The 17,124-nt window shown below is 52.0% G+C and carries 13 protein-coding genes, 5 tRNA genes and 1 rRNA gene; 15 read left to right on the top strand and 4 right to left on the bottom strand.

Annotated elements, in window-relative coordinates:
- Positions 1-188 precede the first annotated feature (188 nt).
- The 3 genes from HQ393_RS10025 to HQ393_RS10015 form a co-directional block, all read right to left on the bottom strand.
- Positions 189-264: transfer RNA gene (locus tag HQ393_RS10025), tRNA-His, on the bottom strand.
- A gap of 35 nt (positions 265-299) precedes the next feature.
- Positions 300-376, bottom strand: a tRNA-Arg gene (locus HQ393_RS10020).
- A gap of 22 nt (positions 377-398) precedes the next feature.
- Positions 399-475: transfer RNA gene (locus HQ393_RS10015), tRNA-Pro, on the bottom strand.
- A 133-nt stretch (positions 476-608) separates the two neighbouring features.
- Here HQ393_RS10015 and folD point away from each other — a divergent pair.
- The 11 genes from folD (at position 609) to HQ393_RS09960 (ending at position 11,474) form a co-directional block, all read left to right on the top strand.
- On the top strand, positions 609-1,463 hold the full coding sequence (gene folD / locus HQ393_RS10010; RefSeq protein WP_179355064.1) for a bifunctional methylenetetrahydrofolate dehydrogenase/methenyltetrahydrofolate cyclohydrolase FolD: 855 nt from the start codon (positions 609-611) through the stop codon (positions 1,461-1,463).
- Positions 1,464-1,572: 109 nt separating this feature from the next.
- On the top strand, positions 1,573-2,604 hold the full coding sequence (locus tag HQ393_RS10005) for a quinone-dependent dihydroorotate dehydrogenase (RefSeq protein ID WP_179355063.1): 1,032 nt from the start codon (positions 1,573-1,575) through the stop codon (positions 2,602-2,604).
- A 200-nt stretch (positions 2,605-2,804) separates the two neighbouring features.
- Complete coding sequence (rsxA, locus tag HQ393_RS10000; RefSeq protein WP_179355062.1) at positions 2,805-3,386, top strand: electron transport complex subunit RsxA; 582 nt, start codon at positions 2,805-2,807, stop codon at positions 3,384-3,386.
- Positions 3,383-3,952 (top strand): electron transport complex subunit RsxB, encoded by a 570-nt coding sequence (gene rsxB / locus HQ393_RS09995; RefSeq protein ID WP_179355061.1) that lies wholly within the window; start codon positions 3,383-3,385, stop codon positions 3,950-3,952. The genes rsxA and rsxB overlap by 4 nt, the downstream gene beginning before the upstream one ends.
- Before the next feature lie 2 nt (positions 3,953-3,954).
- Positions 3,955-6,126 (top strand): electron transport complex subunit RsxC, encoded by a 2,172-nt coding sequence (rsxC, locus tag HQ393_RS09990; protein WP_179355060.1) that lies wholly within the window; start codon positions 3,955-3,957, stop codon positions 6,124-6,126.
- Positions 6,123-6,518 carry a hypothetical protein gene (locus tag HQ393_RS09985; protein WP_218871122.1) on the top strand — a complete coding sequence of 132 codons (396 nt, stop codon included), beginning with the start codon at positions 6,123-6,125 and terminating at the stop codon, positions 6,516-6,518. Before rsxC ends, HQ393_RS09985 begins: the two co-directional genes overlap by 4 nt.
- 81 nt (positions 6,519-6,599) lie before the next feature.
- Positions 6,600-7,655 (top strand): RnfABCDGE type electron transport complex subunit D, encoded by a 1,056-nt coding sequence (locus tag HQ393_RS09980; RefSeq protein ID WP_179355059.1) that lies wholly within the window; start codon positions 6,600-6,602, stop codon positions 7,653-7,655.
- On the top strand, positions 7,652-8,278 hold the full coding sequence (gene rsxG, locus HQ393_RS09975; protein WP_179355058.1) for an electron transport complex subunit RsxG: 627 nt from the start codon (positions 7,652-7,654) through the stop codon (positions 8,276-8,278). Before HQ393_RS09980 ends, rsxG begins: the two co-directional genes overlap by 4 nt.
- A 10-nt stretch (positions 8,279-8,288) precedes the next feature.
- The gene (locus HQ393_RS09970) at positions 8,289-9,002 is read left to right on the top strand and encodes an electron transport complex subunit E (RefSeq protein WP_246307875.1); all 714 of its coding nucleotides are present in this window, start codon (positions 8,289-8,291) and stop codon (positions 9,000-9,002) included.
- Positions 8,995-9,645 (top strand): endonuclease III, encoded by a 651-nt coding sequence (nth, locus tag HQ393_RS09965; protein WP_179355057.1) that lies wholly within the window; start codon positions 8,995-8,997, stop codon positions 9,643-9,645. The genes HQ393_RS09970 and nth overlap by 8 nt, the downstream gene beginning before the upstream one ends.
- A 194-nt stretch (positions 9,646-9,839) precedes the next feature.
- Positions 9,840-11,474: a methyl-accepting chemotaxis protein gene (locus HQ393_RS09960; RefSeq protein ID WP_179355056.1), complete on the top strand. Its 1,635-nt coding sequence runs from the start codon at positions 9,840-9,842 to the stop codon at positions 11,472-11,474.
- Between the two features lie 18 nt (positions 11,475-11,492).
- Here the strand turns inward: HQ393_RS09960 and HQ393_RS09955 are convergent, their stop codons facing one another.
- Positions 11,493-12,404, bottom strand: coding sequence for a flagellar brake protein (locus HQ393_RS09955; protein ID WP_179355055.1), 912 nt, complete (start codon positions 12,402-12,404; stop codon positions 11,493-11,495).
- A 140-nt stretch (positions 12,405-12,544) separates the two neighbouring features.
- On the opposite strand from HQ393_RS09955, the gene HQ393_RS09950 reads away from it, so the two are divergent.
- From HQ393_RS09950 to HQ393_RS09935, 4 genes are all read left to right on the top strand, one after another.
- Entirely contained in the window at positions 12,545-14,563 is a 2,019-nt protein-coding gene (locus HQ393_RS09950) for a UvrD-helicase domain-containing protein (RefSeq protein WP_179355054.1), read from the top strand.
- A gap of 504 nt (positions 14,564-15,067) precedes the next feature.
- A 16S ribosomal RNA gene (locus HQ393_RS09945) occupies positions 15,068-16,601 on the top strand.
- 194 nt (positions 16,602-16,795) lie between these two features.
- Positions 16,796-16,872: transfer RNA gene (locus HQ393_RS09940), tRNA-Ile, on the top strand.
- A 39-nt stretch (positions 16,873-16,911) separates the two neighbouring features.
- Positions 16,912-16,987: transfer RNA gene (locus HQ393_RS09935), tRNA-Ala, on the top strand.
- Positions 16,988-17,124: the final 137 nt, after the last annotated feature.

Here is a 17,124-nt window from a genome sequence, read left to right as displayed (position 1 = left end):
TAAGAGTGTCGTGCCTCTCATTTTCTCTCACGAACTTGGGTGGTGTGCGTTTCATTCGGTGCTAATAGGATGCAAGTGAAGGGTATGGGGCTCATTGGGTTGCCGCTATGATGCCTACTATTTGCCTACTGGTGATTTTTCGCCAGAAATGAAAAAGGCCTCAGCATGCGCTGAGGCCTTTACTTTTGTGGGGTGGCTGATGGGGCTCGAACCCACGACAACAGGAATCACAATCCTGGACTCTACCAACTGAGCTACAGCCACCACAAAACTTTGTAATCTATATTTCTCGGCATGCTTGGCGCACCCGACAGGAATCGAACCTGTAACCTACGACTTAGAAGGTCGTTGCTCTATCCGGTTGAGCTACGGGAGCTCTACAAATTGCTTTGTATTTCTGGTCGGGGCGGTGGGATTCGAACTCACGACCACCTGTTCCCAAAACAGGTGCGCTACCAGGCTGCGCTACGCCCCGACTAGAGAGGCCGAACTATACGGATAGATTCGCAGGTCGTCAACCCCATCTGCAAAAATAATCGGTAAAAAGTGCAAAAAAAGTGGATCAATGAGAAAATCGCTTTTTTGAAAATATGCCGGAGTATGCCGCGATGACAGCCCAGATCCTTGATGGTAAAGCCATTTCCCAAGAAATCGTTCGTGAAGTGCGTGCCAAAGTGGATGCGCGGGTCGCTTCCGGCAAACGTGCACCAGCCTTGGCGGTGATTTTGGTGGGCTCTGATCCTGCATCACAAGTGTACGTCGGCAATAAAAAACGCCAATGTGAAAATGCTGGTATTACTTCGCTGGCCTATGATTTGCCCGCCGAGACGAGCGAAGAAGACGTGCTGAAGTTGGTGGCCGAGCTCAATCAGAACGATGATGTCGACGGCATTTTGGTGCAGTTGCCATTGCCCAAGCATATTGATGCCGACAAAGTGATTGAGTTGATTGATCCAATCAAAGATGTGGACGGCTTTCACCCGTATAACATTGGCCGTCTAACTTTGAAAATGCCTTTGCTGCGCCCTTGCACGCCACGCGGTGTGATGACTTTGCTGGAAAAAACGGGCATTGATCTGGTTGGTAAAGATGCCGTTGTGATTGGCGCGTCGAATATTGTTGGCCGCCCGCAAGCGCTTGAGTTGTTGCTCGCGCGTGCAACAGTGACCGTTTGCCACAGCAAAACCAAAGATCTGGCGGCTAAAGTGGCGGGTGCTGATGTGGTGGTGGCCGGTGTTGGGATTCCTAATTTTGTTAAAGGTGAATGGATTAAGCCGGGCGCGATCGTGATCGACGTAGGTATTAATCGCCTCGATACCGGCAAATTGTGTGGCGATGTCGAGTTTGATGCAGCCAAAGAGCGTGCCAGCTGGATTACGCCGGTACCAGGTGGCGTTGGCCTGATGACCGTGGCGACGCTGATGCAAAATACCTATGACGCCTGCGTCAATCGCAAAGGCTAAATGCAATGAGCCCTGCGCTGCCATGGCCGCGTGGGGCGATCTAATTTGATCTGGTGCACTGCTTGCTGCACCGGCATGACCAAAAAATAAGTACCAATAAGGCATAGAAATGGCATATCAACTCGCAAAACCGCTGCTGTTTATGATGGATGCAGAGCGCGCGCATCATGCTGCGTTCAAAGGCATGGGCTTACTCAATAGCCTGGGCTTTTTACGCTCTTTGACGCCGACTGTGCCGAATAATCCGGTCACGGTGATGGGGATTGAATTTGCCAACCCAGTTGGGCTGGCCGCAGGTTTGGATAAAAACGGCGATTACATTGATATGCTGGCTGAGCTGGGCTTTGGTTCGCTGGAAATTGGTACCGTGACGCCACGCCCACAAGCGGGTAATCCCAAACCGCGTTTATTCCGCCTGCCCGAAGCGCGCGGTATTATCAACCGCATGGGCTTTAATAATGATGGCGTGGATAATCTGCTGGAAAATGTAGCCCGTAGCCAGTATCGCGGTGTACTCGGTATCAATATTGGTAAAAACGCAGATACCCCCATAGAAAAGGCTGCAGATGATTATCTGATCGGCTTGCGTAAAGTCTATGCGGCGGCCAGCTATGTGACGGTGAATATTTCTAGCCCCAATACCAAAAACCTACGTCAATTGCAGCAAGGCGATGAGTTGGGCAGTTTGCTCTCGCAATTAAAAGCTGAGCAAGAAAAGCTGGCGCAGCAGCACGGTCGCTACGTGCCGATTGCCGTGAAAATTGCACCCGATTTGGATAATAACCAGATTCAGGAAATTGGCCGCTTGCTGATCGAAAACCACATCGATGGTGTTATCGCAACCAATACGACTTTGTCGCGCACGGGGGTTGAAAGCCTGCGTCACGGACAAGAGGCGGGTGGTTTGTCGGGTGAGCCAGTGCGCGCTAAGTCGACCTCGGTGATTCGTGAGTTGTCGCAAGTGCTGGATGGCGCGCTACCGATTATTGGCGTTGGCGGCATTATGAATGGTGATGATGCCGTCGAGAAAATCCGTGCGGGTGCGGCGATGGTGCAGGTGTATAGCGGGCTGATTTATGAAGGCCCGCATCTGGTGAGTGATTGCGCAGATGCCATTGCCAAGCTGCAATCGAACCGCTAATTGCTGTGGCTGTGCAGTCTGGTTTTGCGAGATTGCAAATAAGCCTTATCCGTAAAATGGATAAGGCTTTGAAGAATATGGCTATTTTTTGATTTTGCTCGGGGTCAGGTGCGGAACAATCGCTACAATGGATCCCATGCCACAATTTGGCGGCTTTTTTGCGTCGCCAAGACCATTTTTATCCCGCTGGGGTCAAGTTCATGGATTTTAGTCACTACATACTGCTATTAGTCGGAGCAGTATTGGTCAACAACGTCGTATTGGTGCGTATTCTGGGGCTATGCCCCTTTATGGGCGTCTCGAAAAAGCTCGAAGCTTCAATTGGCATGGGGCTGGCCACCGCTTTTGTGCTGACACTGGCTTCGGGTACCTCGTGGATGATCGACCAATTGTTGATCGTCTGGCATCTGGAATACCTCCGCACGTTGGCCTTTATTGTGGTGATTGCGGCGATTGTGCAATTTACCGAGATGTTTATTCACAAAGCCAGCCCCGCGCTGTATCAGGCGCTGGGGATTTACCTGCCGCTGATTACCACCAATTGCGCCGTATTGGGTGTGCCGCTGATTAACTCGACGGCACGGCATAATCTGCTCGAGTCGCTGGTGTTTGGCTTTGGTTCGGCGGTGGGCTTTTCGCTCATTTTGATTTTATTTGCCGCGATGCGCGAGCGTTTGGAAGGCGCTGATATTCCTCAGGCCTTTAAAGGAACGCCTGCCGCGTTTATTACCGCAGGCTTGATGAGTCTGGCATTTATGGGTTTTGCAGGGTTGGTGAAATGAGTTTCTTGCTAGCACTGGCCTTGATGGCTGGCTTGGCGCTGATTTTGGGCGCAATTTTGGGCTTTGCCGCGATTAAATACAAAGTCGATGAAGACCCATTGGTGGATAAAATCGACGCGATTTTGCCGCAGACGCAATGTGGTCAATGTGGCTTTCCGGGCTGTAAACCCTATGCAACGGCGATCGCCAACGAAGATGCGGAAATAAATAAATGCCCACCGGGTGGTGAAGATGGCATTCGCAAGCTAGCTGAGTTACTGGGTAAAGACTTTGTGCCGTTTGACGACGGCGGTGGCGCAGCGGAAAAACCCCGTGCGGTGGCGGTGATTCGTGAAGACATCTGCATCGGCTGTACGCTCTGCATTCAAGCTTGCCCAGTCGATGCGATTGTTGGCGCGGCCAAACATCTGCACACGGTGATCGAAAGTGAATGTACCGGCTGCGAATTATGCATTGCGCCTTGTCCGGTTGATTGTATCGACATGGTGACCGTGGGCGAAAACGTCAATACCTGGAAGTGGCGCTATCCCGTGATTCAATTGAAACAAGTGAAGGCGGGGGCATAACGATGGAAACCAGCCGCGAGATTTTCCCTTTTCATGGTGGCGTACACCCCCCGGAAATGAAGGATATTTCCAATCGCTCGCCGATTCAGATCGGGCCGATTGCTGCTCAATTGGTGATCCCTTTGCAGCAAAGCATTGGTAACCCGGCCAAAACCATTGTGGCGGTGGGCGATAAAGTGCTCAAAGGGCAGAAAATTGCCGTTGCCGATGGCAATTTATCAGTGGCCGTTCATGCGCCGACCTCGGGTGAAGTGATTGCGATTGATGCGCGGCAGGTGGCGCATCCTTCGGGCTTGGCTGAATGGTGTGTCACGATCGCCACCGATGGGCGCGATGAATGGATACCCCGCGAAAAATTTGACTGGCAACAAGCGCTGGCGCGAGGCGATGCCAAATCGATTCGCGACTATCTGCAAGACATGGGTGTGGTCGGGCAGGGCGGCGCTGTGTTTCCATCGCATCTAAAACTCGCGGGTCGTGAAGCACTCGAAACGCTGGTCATTAATGGCGCCGAATGCGAGCCCTATATCACGTGCGATGATCGATTAATGCGCGAACGCGCAATCGAAATCGTTGCGGGTATTTCGATTGTGCGGCAATTGCTCAATGCCAAAGAGGTCTTAATCGGGATTGAAGACAATAAAATGGAAGCGGTCGCCGCACTGCGCGAGGCTTTGGGCAACTGTGGTTTTGCTGCCGAAGTTGTCGTCGTGCCGACCCTCTATCCTTCGGGCGGCGCCAAGCAGCTGATTAAATTGCTGACCAATAAAGAAGTGCCTAGCGGCGTGCGCTCGACCGATCTGGGTGTGCAGTGTTTTAACGTCGCAACGATTTACAGTATTTACGCCGCACTTGAGCAGGCCGAGCCAGTGATTTCGCGCATTGTCACTTTGACTGGCGCGGTGGCTAAGGCCGGCAATGTCGATGCGTTAATCGGTACGCCGATCGATGAGTTATTGCGCTTTGCAGGCGTAGAACTGGATTCAAACGCTGGCGCTGACCGCCCCGAATGTATTTATGGCGGCCCAATGATGGGCTTTACGCTGCCATCGACCCAAGTCGGTCTGACCAAGGCAGGTAATTGCATTATCGCGATGGACGAGGCACATTTTCCGTCCAAAGCGCGCGAAATGCCGTGTATTCGCTGCGGTGAATGCGCCGTGGCGTGCCCGCAAGAGTTGCAACCGATGGATTTATACTGGTTTGCGCGCAGCAAAAATTTTGGTAAAGCGCAAGAATGGAATCTCTTCGATTGCATTGAATGCGGCGCTTGTGCCTATGTATGCCCGTCGAGCATTCAGCTCGTCGATTATTACCGCTTTGCCAAATCGGAAATCTGGGACGCCGAACGCGCTAAAAAATTGGCCGACACGGCGCGCGAACGCCATGAATTTAAGCAATTCCGCGAAGAACGTGAAAAAGCAGAAAAAGCGGAGCGACTCGCTGCGCGAGCGGCACCCAAGCCCGTAGCCAGTGCCACTGAAGCTTCGCCTGCGGATCAGTCTGCTGCAGACGAGAAAGCCGCCAAAATTAAAGCCGCGATGGCGCGTGCTGCGGCGAAGAAGGCCGAAGAAGGTGGCGCTGCGCCCCCACCGCCACCCAATTCAGAGGCCAAAATTCCTAATTTTGTCAGCCCGGAAAAGGCCGCCAAAATCAAAGAAAGCATGGAAAAGCGGGCGGCTGAAAAAGCTGAGTTGGAGGCGATGACGCCAGAACAACGTGCTGCGCGCGATGCGGAACGAGCGGCCAAGATTGAAGCCGCGAAAGCGGCGGCTGCAGCGAAAAAGGCTGTAGCAGATACCCCGGGGGTGGATGCCTCTGAGGTTAAATCAGTTGAAGCTGTTTCAACGGATACCCCTAGTTCGACAGCCCCTGCGATGGACGAAGAAAAAGCGGCCAAGATCCGTGCGGCGATGGCCGCTGCGGCGGCTAAAAAGGCGGCGAAAGCCGCTGGCGTTGCAGTGGCGAGCACGAGTTCTGATGCGCCGTCGGTGACTGATACGAGTGTTGCGACTGCGGCCGAAGTGGCACCGCAAGCGCCAGCCGCTGTGCCTGCGATGGACGAAGAAAAAGCCGCCAAGATTCGTGCAGCGATGGCGGCGGCAGCTGCAAAAAAAGCGGCAAAAGCGGAGCAAGCCGCAAAAACCGCCGAACCTAAAGCAGGCGAATCATGAGCCAGCAAGATTTGAACGCGATGCGCAAGCAATATCATTTGCGCCCTTGCTCAGAAGGGCTTAAAGCGTGGGATGTGCATCGCCTGATAGCGCTGAGTACCGATTTGCCTTGGCTGCGTTTACCCTTAAGCCAAATTGCCGAACTCGATCAAAACTACTGGTTTGATCAGGACGAGCCGACGGGGCGCGCGATTGCAGAACATGTGAAATTGATCGCTGCGTGTGACTTACGCTATCCGATTATTTTGTCGCAAGATGGCCGCGTGATGGATGGCATGCATCGTGTGCTCAAAGCCTATATTCAGGGGTTTGAGTACATTGATGCCGTGCAGTTTTTACAAGATCCCGCCCCCGATTTTATCGGGGTAGCGGCGCAGGATCTGCCTTATTAAATTAAACAAAAATGCTCACGCAGGCCACATGGCATCGCATGGGAATGATTGGTTTAGCTGAAGTAATTCACTGGAATGGGTATGAGAACTTCCCCGCATTTTGTAAAGCCCACCCCGCTGCAAGTGGTGATGCTCAAGGTGGCTGCCGCGTTGATCCCAGGTATTGCGGTGTATGTCTGGGTCTTTGGCGCAGGTATTTTGCTGCAATTGCTGTTAGCCACGGTGACGGCGCTTGGTGTTGAAGCGGCTTGCTTAAAGCTACGTAATTATCCGATCAAGCCATTTATCACCGATGGCTCGGCGATCGTAACGGCATGGTTGCTGGCTTTGTCGCTGCCACCCCTCTCAAGCTGGTGGATGATCGTACTGGCCACGGTCATTGCGATCGGTTTGGCCAAGCATCTGTATGGCGGCTTGGGGCAAAATCCATTTAACCCGGCAATGATTGGTTTTGCCGTGATGATCGTGTCTTTCCCTGCGCAAATGAGTCGCTGGAATGCGCCGCTGGCATTGCCCAATGCTGACTTAAATACTTGGCAACAGTTTGGGTATATCTTTACAGGCAAGCTGCCAGAAGGTTTGGCGTTTGATACCCTGGCTTCTGCGACACCATTAGATGCCGTCAAAACCGCCTTGATGCAATCGCATCCGATGCATGACATTTTTAGCGGCGCGATTTTCCAGGCTGGCGTTTTGCCCAGTGAAATGGGCTGGATTGCGGCCGCGTATTTGCTCGGCGGCTTGTTCTTGCTGCAGCAGCGCGTGATCCAATGGCAGTTGCCGATGGCTTTTTTGGGCGCGCTTGCGGCATTTTCGAGTGTGTTTTATTTGATCGATCCGGCGCATTACACCAGCCCGGTGTTTCATCTATTTAGTGGTGCGGCAATCTTGGGTGCATTTTTTATTGCGACCGACCCTGTCACTGCGCCAACGACGCCACGTGGGCGCCTCATTTATGCGGGTTTGATCGGTCTTTTGACGTGGTTAATCCGCACCTATGGCGGTTATCCCGATGGCGTGGCGTTTGCCGTTATCATTATGAATATTGCAGCACCCTTCATTGATCGTTACACGCAACCAGCGGTCTTTGGCCGCAAAAAGCCGACTGTAACGGGCAAGCAGGGAGTCAAACCATGAAAACGATGGTGCAAAACGGTGTGCGCGGTGCGCTGACTTTGTTTGTGTTTGCGCTGGTGTTTACGGCGTTGATGGCGGGCACTTATGCATTAACCAAAGACATTGTGCTGGGGAATGAAAAAACCGCCAAAGTTGCGCTGATTGCGCAAGTACTCCCCAAAGGCAGCTTTGATAATGAATTGCTGAACGACGCTATTGCGCAAGACGCCACTGCGCTGGCGCAATTGAATAATGAAGCGGGCGCGCAGTTTTACCGCGCCAAACAAGGCGCGCAAACGACGGCCTTGGTGGTTGAAACCGTTGCGCCCGATGGCTATTCCGGCAAGATCAAGTTGCTCGTCGGCGTAGCCAAAGATGGCCGTGTGCTCGGCGTACGTGTTGTGGCGCATAAGGAAACACCGGGGCTGGGTGATTATATTGATGCCGCTAAATCGGAATGGATCAAGCTCTTTGACGGAAAATCATTGAGCAATCTGCCGCCTCAGCAGTGGAAAGTAAAAAAAGACGGTGGGGATTTTGACTACACCGCAGGCGCGACGATCAGCCCACGTGCCGTGGTTAAAGCGGTAAAAAACACCCTCGACTATGTGGCGCAGCATCAAAGCGCGCTATTTGGCGGCTAAGGAGAAAGTCATGATGACGTGGAATGAAGCCAAAGACATTATTTACAACAGCATTTGGAAGCAAAACCAAGGCGTGGTCGCCATTTTGGGGATGTGCCCAGTCTTGGTGATGTCGAGCAATATCATCAACGGCGTATCGCTTGGCTTGGCGACCAGTATCGTGATGCTGATTTCGGGGGCGGCAATTGCGGCGATCCGCGAATTTGTGCCCAACGAGTTGCGCGCACCGATCTTTATTTTGATTATCGCCGCATTGGTCACGATGGTTGACCTATTAATGAACTCATACGTCCATGAGCTTTACCTAGTTTTGGGTATTTTTATTCCGCTGATTACGACCAATTGCATCGTGCTGGCGCGTGCCGAAGCCTTTGCCTCCAAAAGCCCCGTTGCTCATTCGGCGCTCGATGGCTTTTTTATGGGGCTGGGTTTGACGCTGGTGCTGGCGGTGCTGGGCGCGATGCGCGAACTAGTCGGCAAGGGAACATTGTTGTCGGGTATTGATCTGGTGTTTGGCGCTTCGGCGAAAGCGTGGGTGATTCACGTGGTGCCTGCCGAATACAATTATCAATTCCTACTGGCGATTTTGCCGCCCGGCGCGTTTATTGGCTTGGGCTTTTTGATTGCCGGAAAACAGGCTTTGGATCGCCGCGCTGAGGCAAAGGCGAAGATGTTGGCCAAGCTCACGCCACGTGAAGATCAACTTGCATTGACGCATGAATAAGCAAACCCGCCATACTTTTTACGCCCGTCTGGCCGAGCTTGACCCCAATCCTACGACCGAGCTGAACTACAGCACGCCGTTCGAGTTACTCACGGCGGTGTTGCTGTCGGCTCAGGCGACTGATGTTGGCGTGAATAAAGCGACCAAGATTTTATTTCCCGTGGCCAATACCCCGGCGGGGATTCTGGCGCTAGGGCAAGAAGGGCTTGAGTCCTACATCAATACCATCGGTTTATATCGCAGCAAGGCCAAGCATCTGCTTGAAACCTGTCGCATGTTGCTTGAATTGCACGGTGGCGAAGTGCCGCGCGATCGGGAAAGTCTGGAGGCTTTACCCGGCGTCGGGCGCAAGACAGCGAATGTCGTACTTAATACGGCGTTTGGCGTACCGACGATCGCAGTCGATACGCATATTTTCCGCCTCGGCAATCGCACCGGCCTAGCCCCCGGCAAGGATGTTCGCGCGGTGGAAGATAAATTACTCAAAGTAACCCCCGCCGAATTTTTACTCAATGCGCATCACTGGCTGATTTTGCATGGCCGCTACGTGTGCAAGGCACGTAAACCGGAATGCTGGCGCTGTGTCGTCAATGATGTTTGCGACTACCGCAGCAAAACCATGACGCCACCGCCGGGGCGGTAGTATTGCTGGCTAAGTATTGTGGCTGTTGGTTTTGAAGGCAATACCTGCTTGTGTATGTGCTCGGGTTGTTGTTGCGTACTTTCACCTGGTTGACAAATTCGCTAAACAATTGATTTGAATCAAGTATTTTATGCTGCTGTGCAGCATTGGCTTCTACACTCAAACTATCTTTTGGCGTGGTTTGGGGTGGCAAGATGCTGGGGCTAAATTGGTCGGTTCGTAATAAATTACTGGCAGGTTTTGCGCTGCTCTTGTCGCTGCTGGTGCTGTTGATTTGGATCTCGTTCCAGCAGATCACCCAGTTGGATGCGGCGATCACCAAGGTGGTTACCGAGCGTTTACCCAAAATCGAAGCAGCCAAATCGATTGCCGAGCGCGGTTTGATTAATGGCGCTTTGCTGCGTGATGCGTTTATTGCATCAAATACCGCTCAGATTGAGCAGGCCATCAATACCGCACAAGAAAATCGACAAAAGAACCGTGAGCCACAAGAGTTTCTACAAAAATCAGTCACTTCAAATGAAGGCAAGCGCTTACTCGATGCCATGATGGCGGCACGGGCGCGTCTCGGTGATACCTATGAGCCGCTTTTTGAGGCTTTGCGCAAAGATAAAACTGCAGCGGCGCAATTGATCGTGCAGCAATATGGGCCAGCCAATGCCGATTTTCTCGCCGCCGCCAATGCCTTGATTGATTTTCAGCGCCAGCAAATGCAAGCGGAACGCGTCGCCGCCGAGCAAACAGCGGCAGCGGCTAAAAAACTGATGTTGGCCAGTGCCATTGCGGGCGTGATGCTGGGCTTGCTCACTGCGTTTTGGATCGAGCGCTTGATTGTGCCACGCCTAAAAAGCGCAGAGCGACTCGCCCTGTCTGTGGCAAAAGGCGATTTGACGCATGAACTCAATGGCATGCGCGTCGGGGATGATGAAGTCGGGCATTTATTGCGCGCCTTAGATGAAATGCAGCATTCATTGCGCAAAATTGTGCAAGGCCTGCAGCAGGATGCCAGTGAATTAAGTCATTCAGTCGGCGAATTGAGTGTTGCGGCAGATGAGGTTGGCAAAGCGTCGCTGAATCAATCGCAAGCAACGGCCTCGGCGGCCGCGGCGATTGAGCAACTCACCGTGAGTATTGATCAAGTGGCCGAGCACGCCGACGAAGCCGATGTTCGCGCCGAGAGGGCGGGTGAAATGGCGGTGTCGGGTGGGGTTCAGGTTGAGGCTTCTTCACAAAAAATTGCGAGTGTGGCGCTGCGCGTTGAGCAAACCACCCATGATCTGAATGAACTCAATGGCAAAGTGCAAAGCATCGGCAATATCGCGGATCTGATTCATGATATTGCCGATCAAACGAATTTATTGGCGCTGAACGCAGCCATTGAAGCCGCTCGGGCGGGTGAACAGGGGCGTGGTTTTGCGGTGGTGGCCGATGAAGTACGTAAATTAGCCGAAAGAACCACTCAATCGGTGCAGCAAATTGCGCAAATGTTGCAATCCATACAGGCGGGGACTTTGGCTGCGGTTGAAGGCATGCAAGAAAGTCGCTTGGTGGTCAATACCGTGGTCTCAAGCGCCGCAGAAACCAAAGCCTTGATCGGGCAGATTGAAGAAGGCGCACAAGTGGTGGGGCATTCGGTCGATGACATTGCGAATGCGCTGGCTGAGCAAAAAGTCGCCAGTGCTGAATTGGCACGGCGTGTAGAACAAATTGCCCAGGCGGCCGAAGAAAATACGGCCATTGCAGCCCAAGTGGTCTCGTCATCGCACTCGGTGGCGCATGTGGCTGGCGAGCTGAAACAGGCCTCGGCTTTTTTCAAATTACCTAGATAAATGGCTTGCCCTGCTGGCTTAGCTTTCGAGTAGGGCGTAGAAAATAAAGTGTTCCAACACCAATCGCTCTGCCGTACCCATGGGCTCAAATGCCAGGCCGTACTGCGTCATGGTGGAAGGTGGGTCGATATGTCGATTACACACTTTGGCCTGTAGTGTCATCGTGTGTTCTTCACCCGCAGCAGGAAGTCGCAAGGCCAATTGGATCATCTGATCGGGTTCGAGTTCAAGCAACGAGCTTTCCAGCATGGCGCCACTGGCCGATAGATTAGTGATTTTAGCTGGGGTACTCCGCAACGTTTCGCCGCTAACGCTCACAATTAAATGCGTACTGATGCGCAGGCTATTGCGCAGTTGGCGTAGCTGGATTTTGTCTGGCCAGCTCAAATGCAGATAGGGGAAAGGCGTAAAACAGACTTTAAGTATGGTCGCTGTAAACACTACGATGTTTTTGCCAGAAATGGCTTTGAGCTGCAGCACTTCATTTTCGCGAAAAGGCAAAATGCCCCCTTGCGGGCTGAGCGCACTAATCATTACGCCCATTTTATCGAGCCAGCCTATTAGTCGCACCGAGGCTTTGGGTTTGAGCGGATCTCCGACCGATTGCACATGCAGTACCGTATTGGGCTGCAATTTCACTTGATTCAGATCGCGAATCACCTTGCTATCTGCGGGTGAGGCTGTAGTGCTCGACTCTTCGATGTCGACGGGTATACGGGCCCGATTTGATGTTGGGGCTGGCGTGCGAGTGGTGGTTTGCCACTGTGGATTGTGAAATAAGCCATCGCGAGCAATGGTTTCAAGCTGACTTGCACTCGCAATGATTTGCCCTTCGCGTAACAGCAAATTGTTGTTTACGTCGTAAATCGGGTAAGGCAACGGGGTGCCGATGCTGAGGTCCTGTTTGCGGACTGGCTGCAATGTACTCATCTCTATCAATCACTTTTGGCTAGACCAATTACAGCTTGTATGCCAAATCATCGGATGCGCCAAGCGTCTGGCGATCTGCGTTGCAGTTTGGCGACGTGATACCATCTTAAGATTCTAGCCCGATAAAAGTATTGTTGCAGATGTTGCATTTGTTAAACGCCCCTCAGCAGGCCGCCGTTCAGTATTTATCTGGTCCTTGTTTGGTTTTGGCGGGCGCAGGCTCAGGCAAAACCCGTGTGATTACCCAGAAAATTGCCTATCTGATCGAAACGGCAGGCATGGACGCTCGCAATATTGCGGCAATTACCTTTACCAATAAAGCCGCGCGCGAAATGTCCGAGCGGGTCGCCACCCTTTTACCTGCCGATCGGCTGCGCGGCTTAACGGTCTCTACATTCCATAGTTTGGGCATGAAAATCCTGCGCGAGGAAGCGCCGCATCTTGGCTATAAGCCCAAATTTTCGATTTTGGATTCGGCTGATGCGAGCAAAATCATTGCCGATCAATTGGTGACAACCGACAAGGCGCTGATTCGGCAAACCGTTAGCCAGATTTCGATGTTGAAAAATGATCGCATTTCGCCGGATAAGGCGATGGTGATTGCGGCTTCCGAAGGAGAAATGCAGCTAGCAAAAATCTACCGTGCTTATCAAGACACTTTGTACGCCTATCAAGCGGTTGATTTTGACGATTTGATTCGCTTGCCGGTTGATTTGTTTGAAGATAATGAAGAAGTGCTCAAGAAATGGCGCAATAAACTGCGGTATTTGCTGATCGATGAATATCAAGACACCAACACAACGCAATACCAATTGGTGAAGTTACTCACCGACATTACGGGTTACTTCACCGCGGTGGGTGATGACGATCAGAGTATTTACGCTTGGCGCGGCGCGAACGTTGAAAATCTGAACTTGCTGAAAACCGACTTTCCGAAGCTCGAAGTGATTAAGCTGGAACAAAACTATCGTTCCGTGGCGCGGATTTTGCGCTGTGCCAACTCGGTGATCGGCAATAACCCCAAGTTGTTTGAGAAAAAACTCTGGTCTGAGTTGGGCGAGGGCGATCTGATTAAAGTCGTCGAAGCTAAGAGCGATGAAGAGGAAGCGCGTATGGTGGCCGATCGAATTCGCCAGCACATGTTGCTGAATCGCACCGAATATAAAGACTACGCCATCTTGTATCGCGGTAACTTCCAAGCGCGCATTATCGAGGCGCAATTACGTAACGACAAAATCCCTTATGTGATGGCTGCGGGCGAGAGTTTCTTTGATCGCGCCGAGATCAAAGACATTTTGTCTTACCTGCGTTTGGTCGCAAATGAGAATGATGACCCGGCTTTTATCCGTGCGGTGACGACACCCAAGCGTGGGATTGGCAATGTGACTTTAGAAAAGCTAGGGGCATATGCCGCAAGGCGAGAAATATCCTTGTTTGCAGCCGTATACGAGGAGGGGTTTATTCATCAAATCCAAGCGGCGCAGTGCGAAGCGCTCCATACTTTCTGCAATTTCATCGGCAAATTGCAAGGTCGTGCCGAGCGCGAGCCTGCGGGGCTATTGCTGCAAGAGTTATTAGGCGCAATTAATTATGAAGCGTGGCTCTATGAAACCGAAGAGCAAAAGCCGGCCGAGAATAAATGGAAAAGTATTCTCGATCTAGCGGGTTGGATCACCAAGAAGGGCGAAGAGGATGGCAAGAGCCTGATCGAGATCGTCCAAACGATTGCCATCATCACGATGCTCGAAGGGCGTGACGAGGAAGAAGTAGACGCAGTGCGTCTCTCCACCCTGCATGCCAGCAAAGGTCTCGAATATCCCCATGTATTCTTAATCGGGTGTGAAGAAGATATCCTGCCGCACCAAAATTCAATCGAAACGGGCATGGTCGAGGAAGAGCGGCGACTGATGTATGTGGGTATTACACGGGCACAGCGTAGTTTAACCATCACTTATTGCGGCAAGCGCCGCCGAGCAGGAGAGTGGCAAATCACCCGCCCCAGCCGTTTTCTTGATGAAATGTCGCAGAATGATGTGCACTTCACAGGGCGGCTCTCAGAAAAATACGCGCCCACGGCCGAGATCAAAAAAGAGCATGCTAGTCGTGCCGCAATGTTAATGGGCAGCCTAAATGCGCTGATCCCCACGAATAAACGGTGATGCGAAATTGCTTTTACAATAATAGACACAGCCCGCGCCAGCGGGCTGTTTGCTTTTCGGGGGGATTTTGCTGTTTTCATGCCTTTCGTGCTTTTTCTGCAGTTTCTTTGCTTCTATTTCTCGATTTCTGACCGAATCCGCTGGTGCTGCGGACGTGGCTTTTGCGTTTGCTGCAAAAATGTTTCAATCTGGGTTGCTAATTAGATCAACCACTTAGCGCCTTTCTTCGCTTTTCTTTGCCGGTAGGTGTTGACGGGTTTCGAGGCGATGGGTATAGTTCGGCCTCTCTGCTGATGACGCAGCGAAACAAAACAAGTTTCTCTGGTTGTCGCAACGATCTTTAATAATATACAGCCGATGAGTGTGAGTGCTTGATTCGTAAGTCGAAACAAGTGCTTGCACTCAATTGAAAAAGTAATATTTGTAGTCTGAACTTCGGTTCAAACTCGGATGTTCTTTTGAGTATTGAAGTACAAGCCAAGTAGTAAAAATAGCATAGCGATTAAACGAAAGAGTTTGATCCTGGCTCAGATTGAACGCTGGCGGCATGCTTTACACATGCAAGTCGAACGGCAGCACGGACTTCGGTCTGGTGGCGAGTGGCGAACGGGTGAGTAATACATCGGAACGTACCCAGTAATGGGGGATAACTATCCGAAAGGATAGCTAATACCGCATACGCCCTACGGGGGAAAGAGGGGGATCGCAAGACCTCTTGTTATTGGAGCGGCCGATGGCTGATTAGCTAGTTGGTGAGGTAAAGGCTCACCAAGGCGACGATCAGTAGCGGGTCTTAGAGGACGATCCGCCACACTGGAACTGAGACACGGTCCAGACTCCTACGGGAGGCAGCAGTGGGGAATCTTGGACAATGGGCGCAAGCCTGATCCAGCAATGCCGCGTGCGTGAAGAAGGCCTTCGGGTTGTAAAGCGCTTTTGTCTGGGAGCAAATCCTTGTGGCTAATACCCACCGGGGATGAGAGTACCAGAAGAATAAGGACCGGCTAACTACGTGCCAGCAGCCGCGGTAATACGTAGGGTCCAAGCGTTAATCGGAATTACTGGGCGTAAAGCGTGCGCAGGTGGTTTGTTAAGCACGATGTGAAATCCCCGAGCTCAACTTGGGAATTGCATTGTGAACTGGCTAACTAGAGTACGGCAGAGGGGGGTGGAATTCCACGTGTAGCAGTGAAATGCGTAGAGATGTGGAGGAACACCGATGGCGAAGGCAACCCCCTGGGCTGATACTGACACTCATGCACGAAAGCGTGGGGAGCAAACAGGATTAGATACCCTGGTAGTCCACGCCCTAAACGATGTCAACTAGTTGTTGGGCTTTTCGGAGCTTAGTAACGCAGCTAACGCGTGAAGTTGACCGCCTGGGGAGTACGGTCGCAAGACTAAAACTCAAAGGAATTGACGGGGGCCCGCACAAGCGGTGGATGATGTGGATTAATTCGATGCAACGCGAAAAACCTTACCTGGTCTTGACATGTACGGAATCCTTGAGAGATCGAGGAGTGCCTTCGGGAGCCGTAACACAGGTGCTGCATGGCTGTCGTCAGCTCGTGTCGTGAGATGTTGGGTTAAGTCCCGCAACGAGCGCAACCCTTGCCATTAGTTGCTACCATTTAGTTGAGCACTTTAATGGGACTGCCGGTGACAAACCGGAGGAAGGTGGGGATGACGTCAAGTCCTCATGGCCCTTATGACCAGGGCTTCACACGTCATACAATGGTCGGTACAGAGGGTCGCTAACCCGCGAGGGGGTGCCAATCTCACAAAACCGATCGTAGTCCGGATTGCACTCTGCAACTCGAGTGCATGAAGTCGGAATCGCTAGTAATCGCGGATCAGCATGTCGCGGTGAATACGTTCCCGGGCCTTGTACACACCGCCCGTCACACCATGGGAGTGGGTTTCACCAGAAGTAGGTAGGCTAACCTTAGGGGGGCCGCTTACCACGGTGGGATTCATGACTGGGGTGAAGTCGTAACAAGGTAGCCGTAGGGGAACCTGCGGCTGGATCACCTCCTTTCAAGAGAAAGACCTGCGGGTCAAGTACTCACACTCATCGGCTGTAGAATTTGAAGATACAGAGAAAGTAACTGCGAGATGAAGCAATTGATCTCAGGGTTACGGACTTGGTTGGAAGCTGGGTCAGTCGCTCTGGCGGCGTAGATTATCTAAGGTAATCTCGAAGTTAGGGTTGATCTAGTGAAGACAAAAGCTGGGTCAGTAGCTCAGTCGGTTAGAGCACCGTCTTGATAAGGCGGGGGTCGCTGGTTCGATTCCAGCTTGACCCACCACTTACCTAGTAAGTGGAAACAGCTTAGTAATGCCAGATTGGGGGATTAGCTCAGTTGGGAGAGCACCTGCTTTGCAAGCAGGGGGTCGTCGGTTCGATCCCGTCATCCTCCACCACACCTTGCGGCGAGCACTGTGCAAACAGTGGTGCAGCAAAAAAGTCACTGTCAAGAATTTAGAATTCAGTCAATAGACGGATCAGTAGTTGGGATTCGGGTTGTTGATTTTGTTCTGGTTTCTTAAATCGGAATGTC

The sequence above is a fragment of the Chitinibacter bivalviorum genome (genome assembly GCF_013403565.1).
Lineage (GTDB): Bacteria > Pseudomonadota > Gammaproteobacteria > Burkholderiales > Chitinibacteraceae > Chitinibacter > Chitinibacter bivalviorum.
Note: the sequence above shows the minus strand (reverse complement) of the source record. Positions and strands in the feature narration are given on the sequence as shown.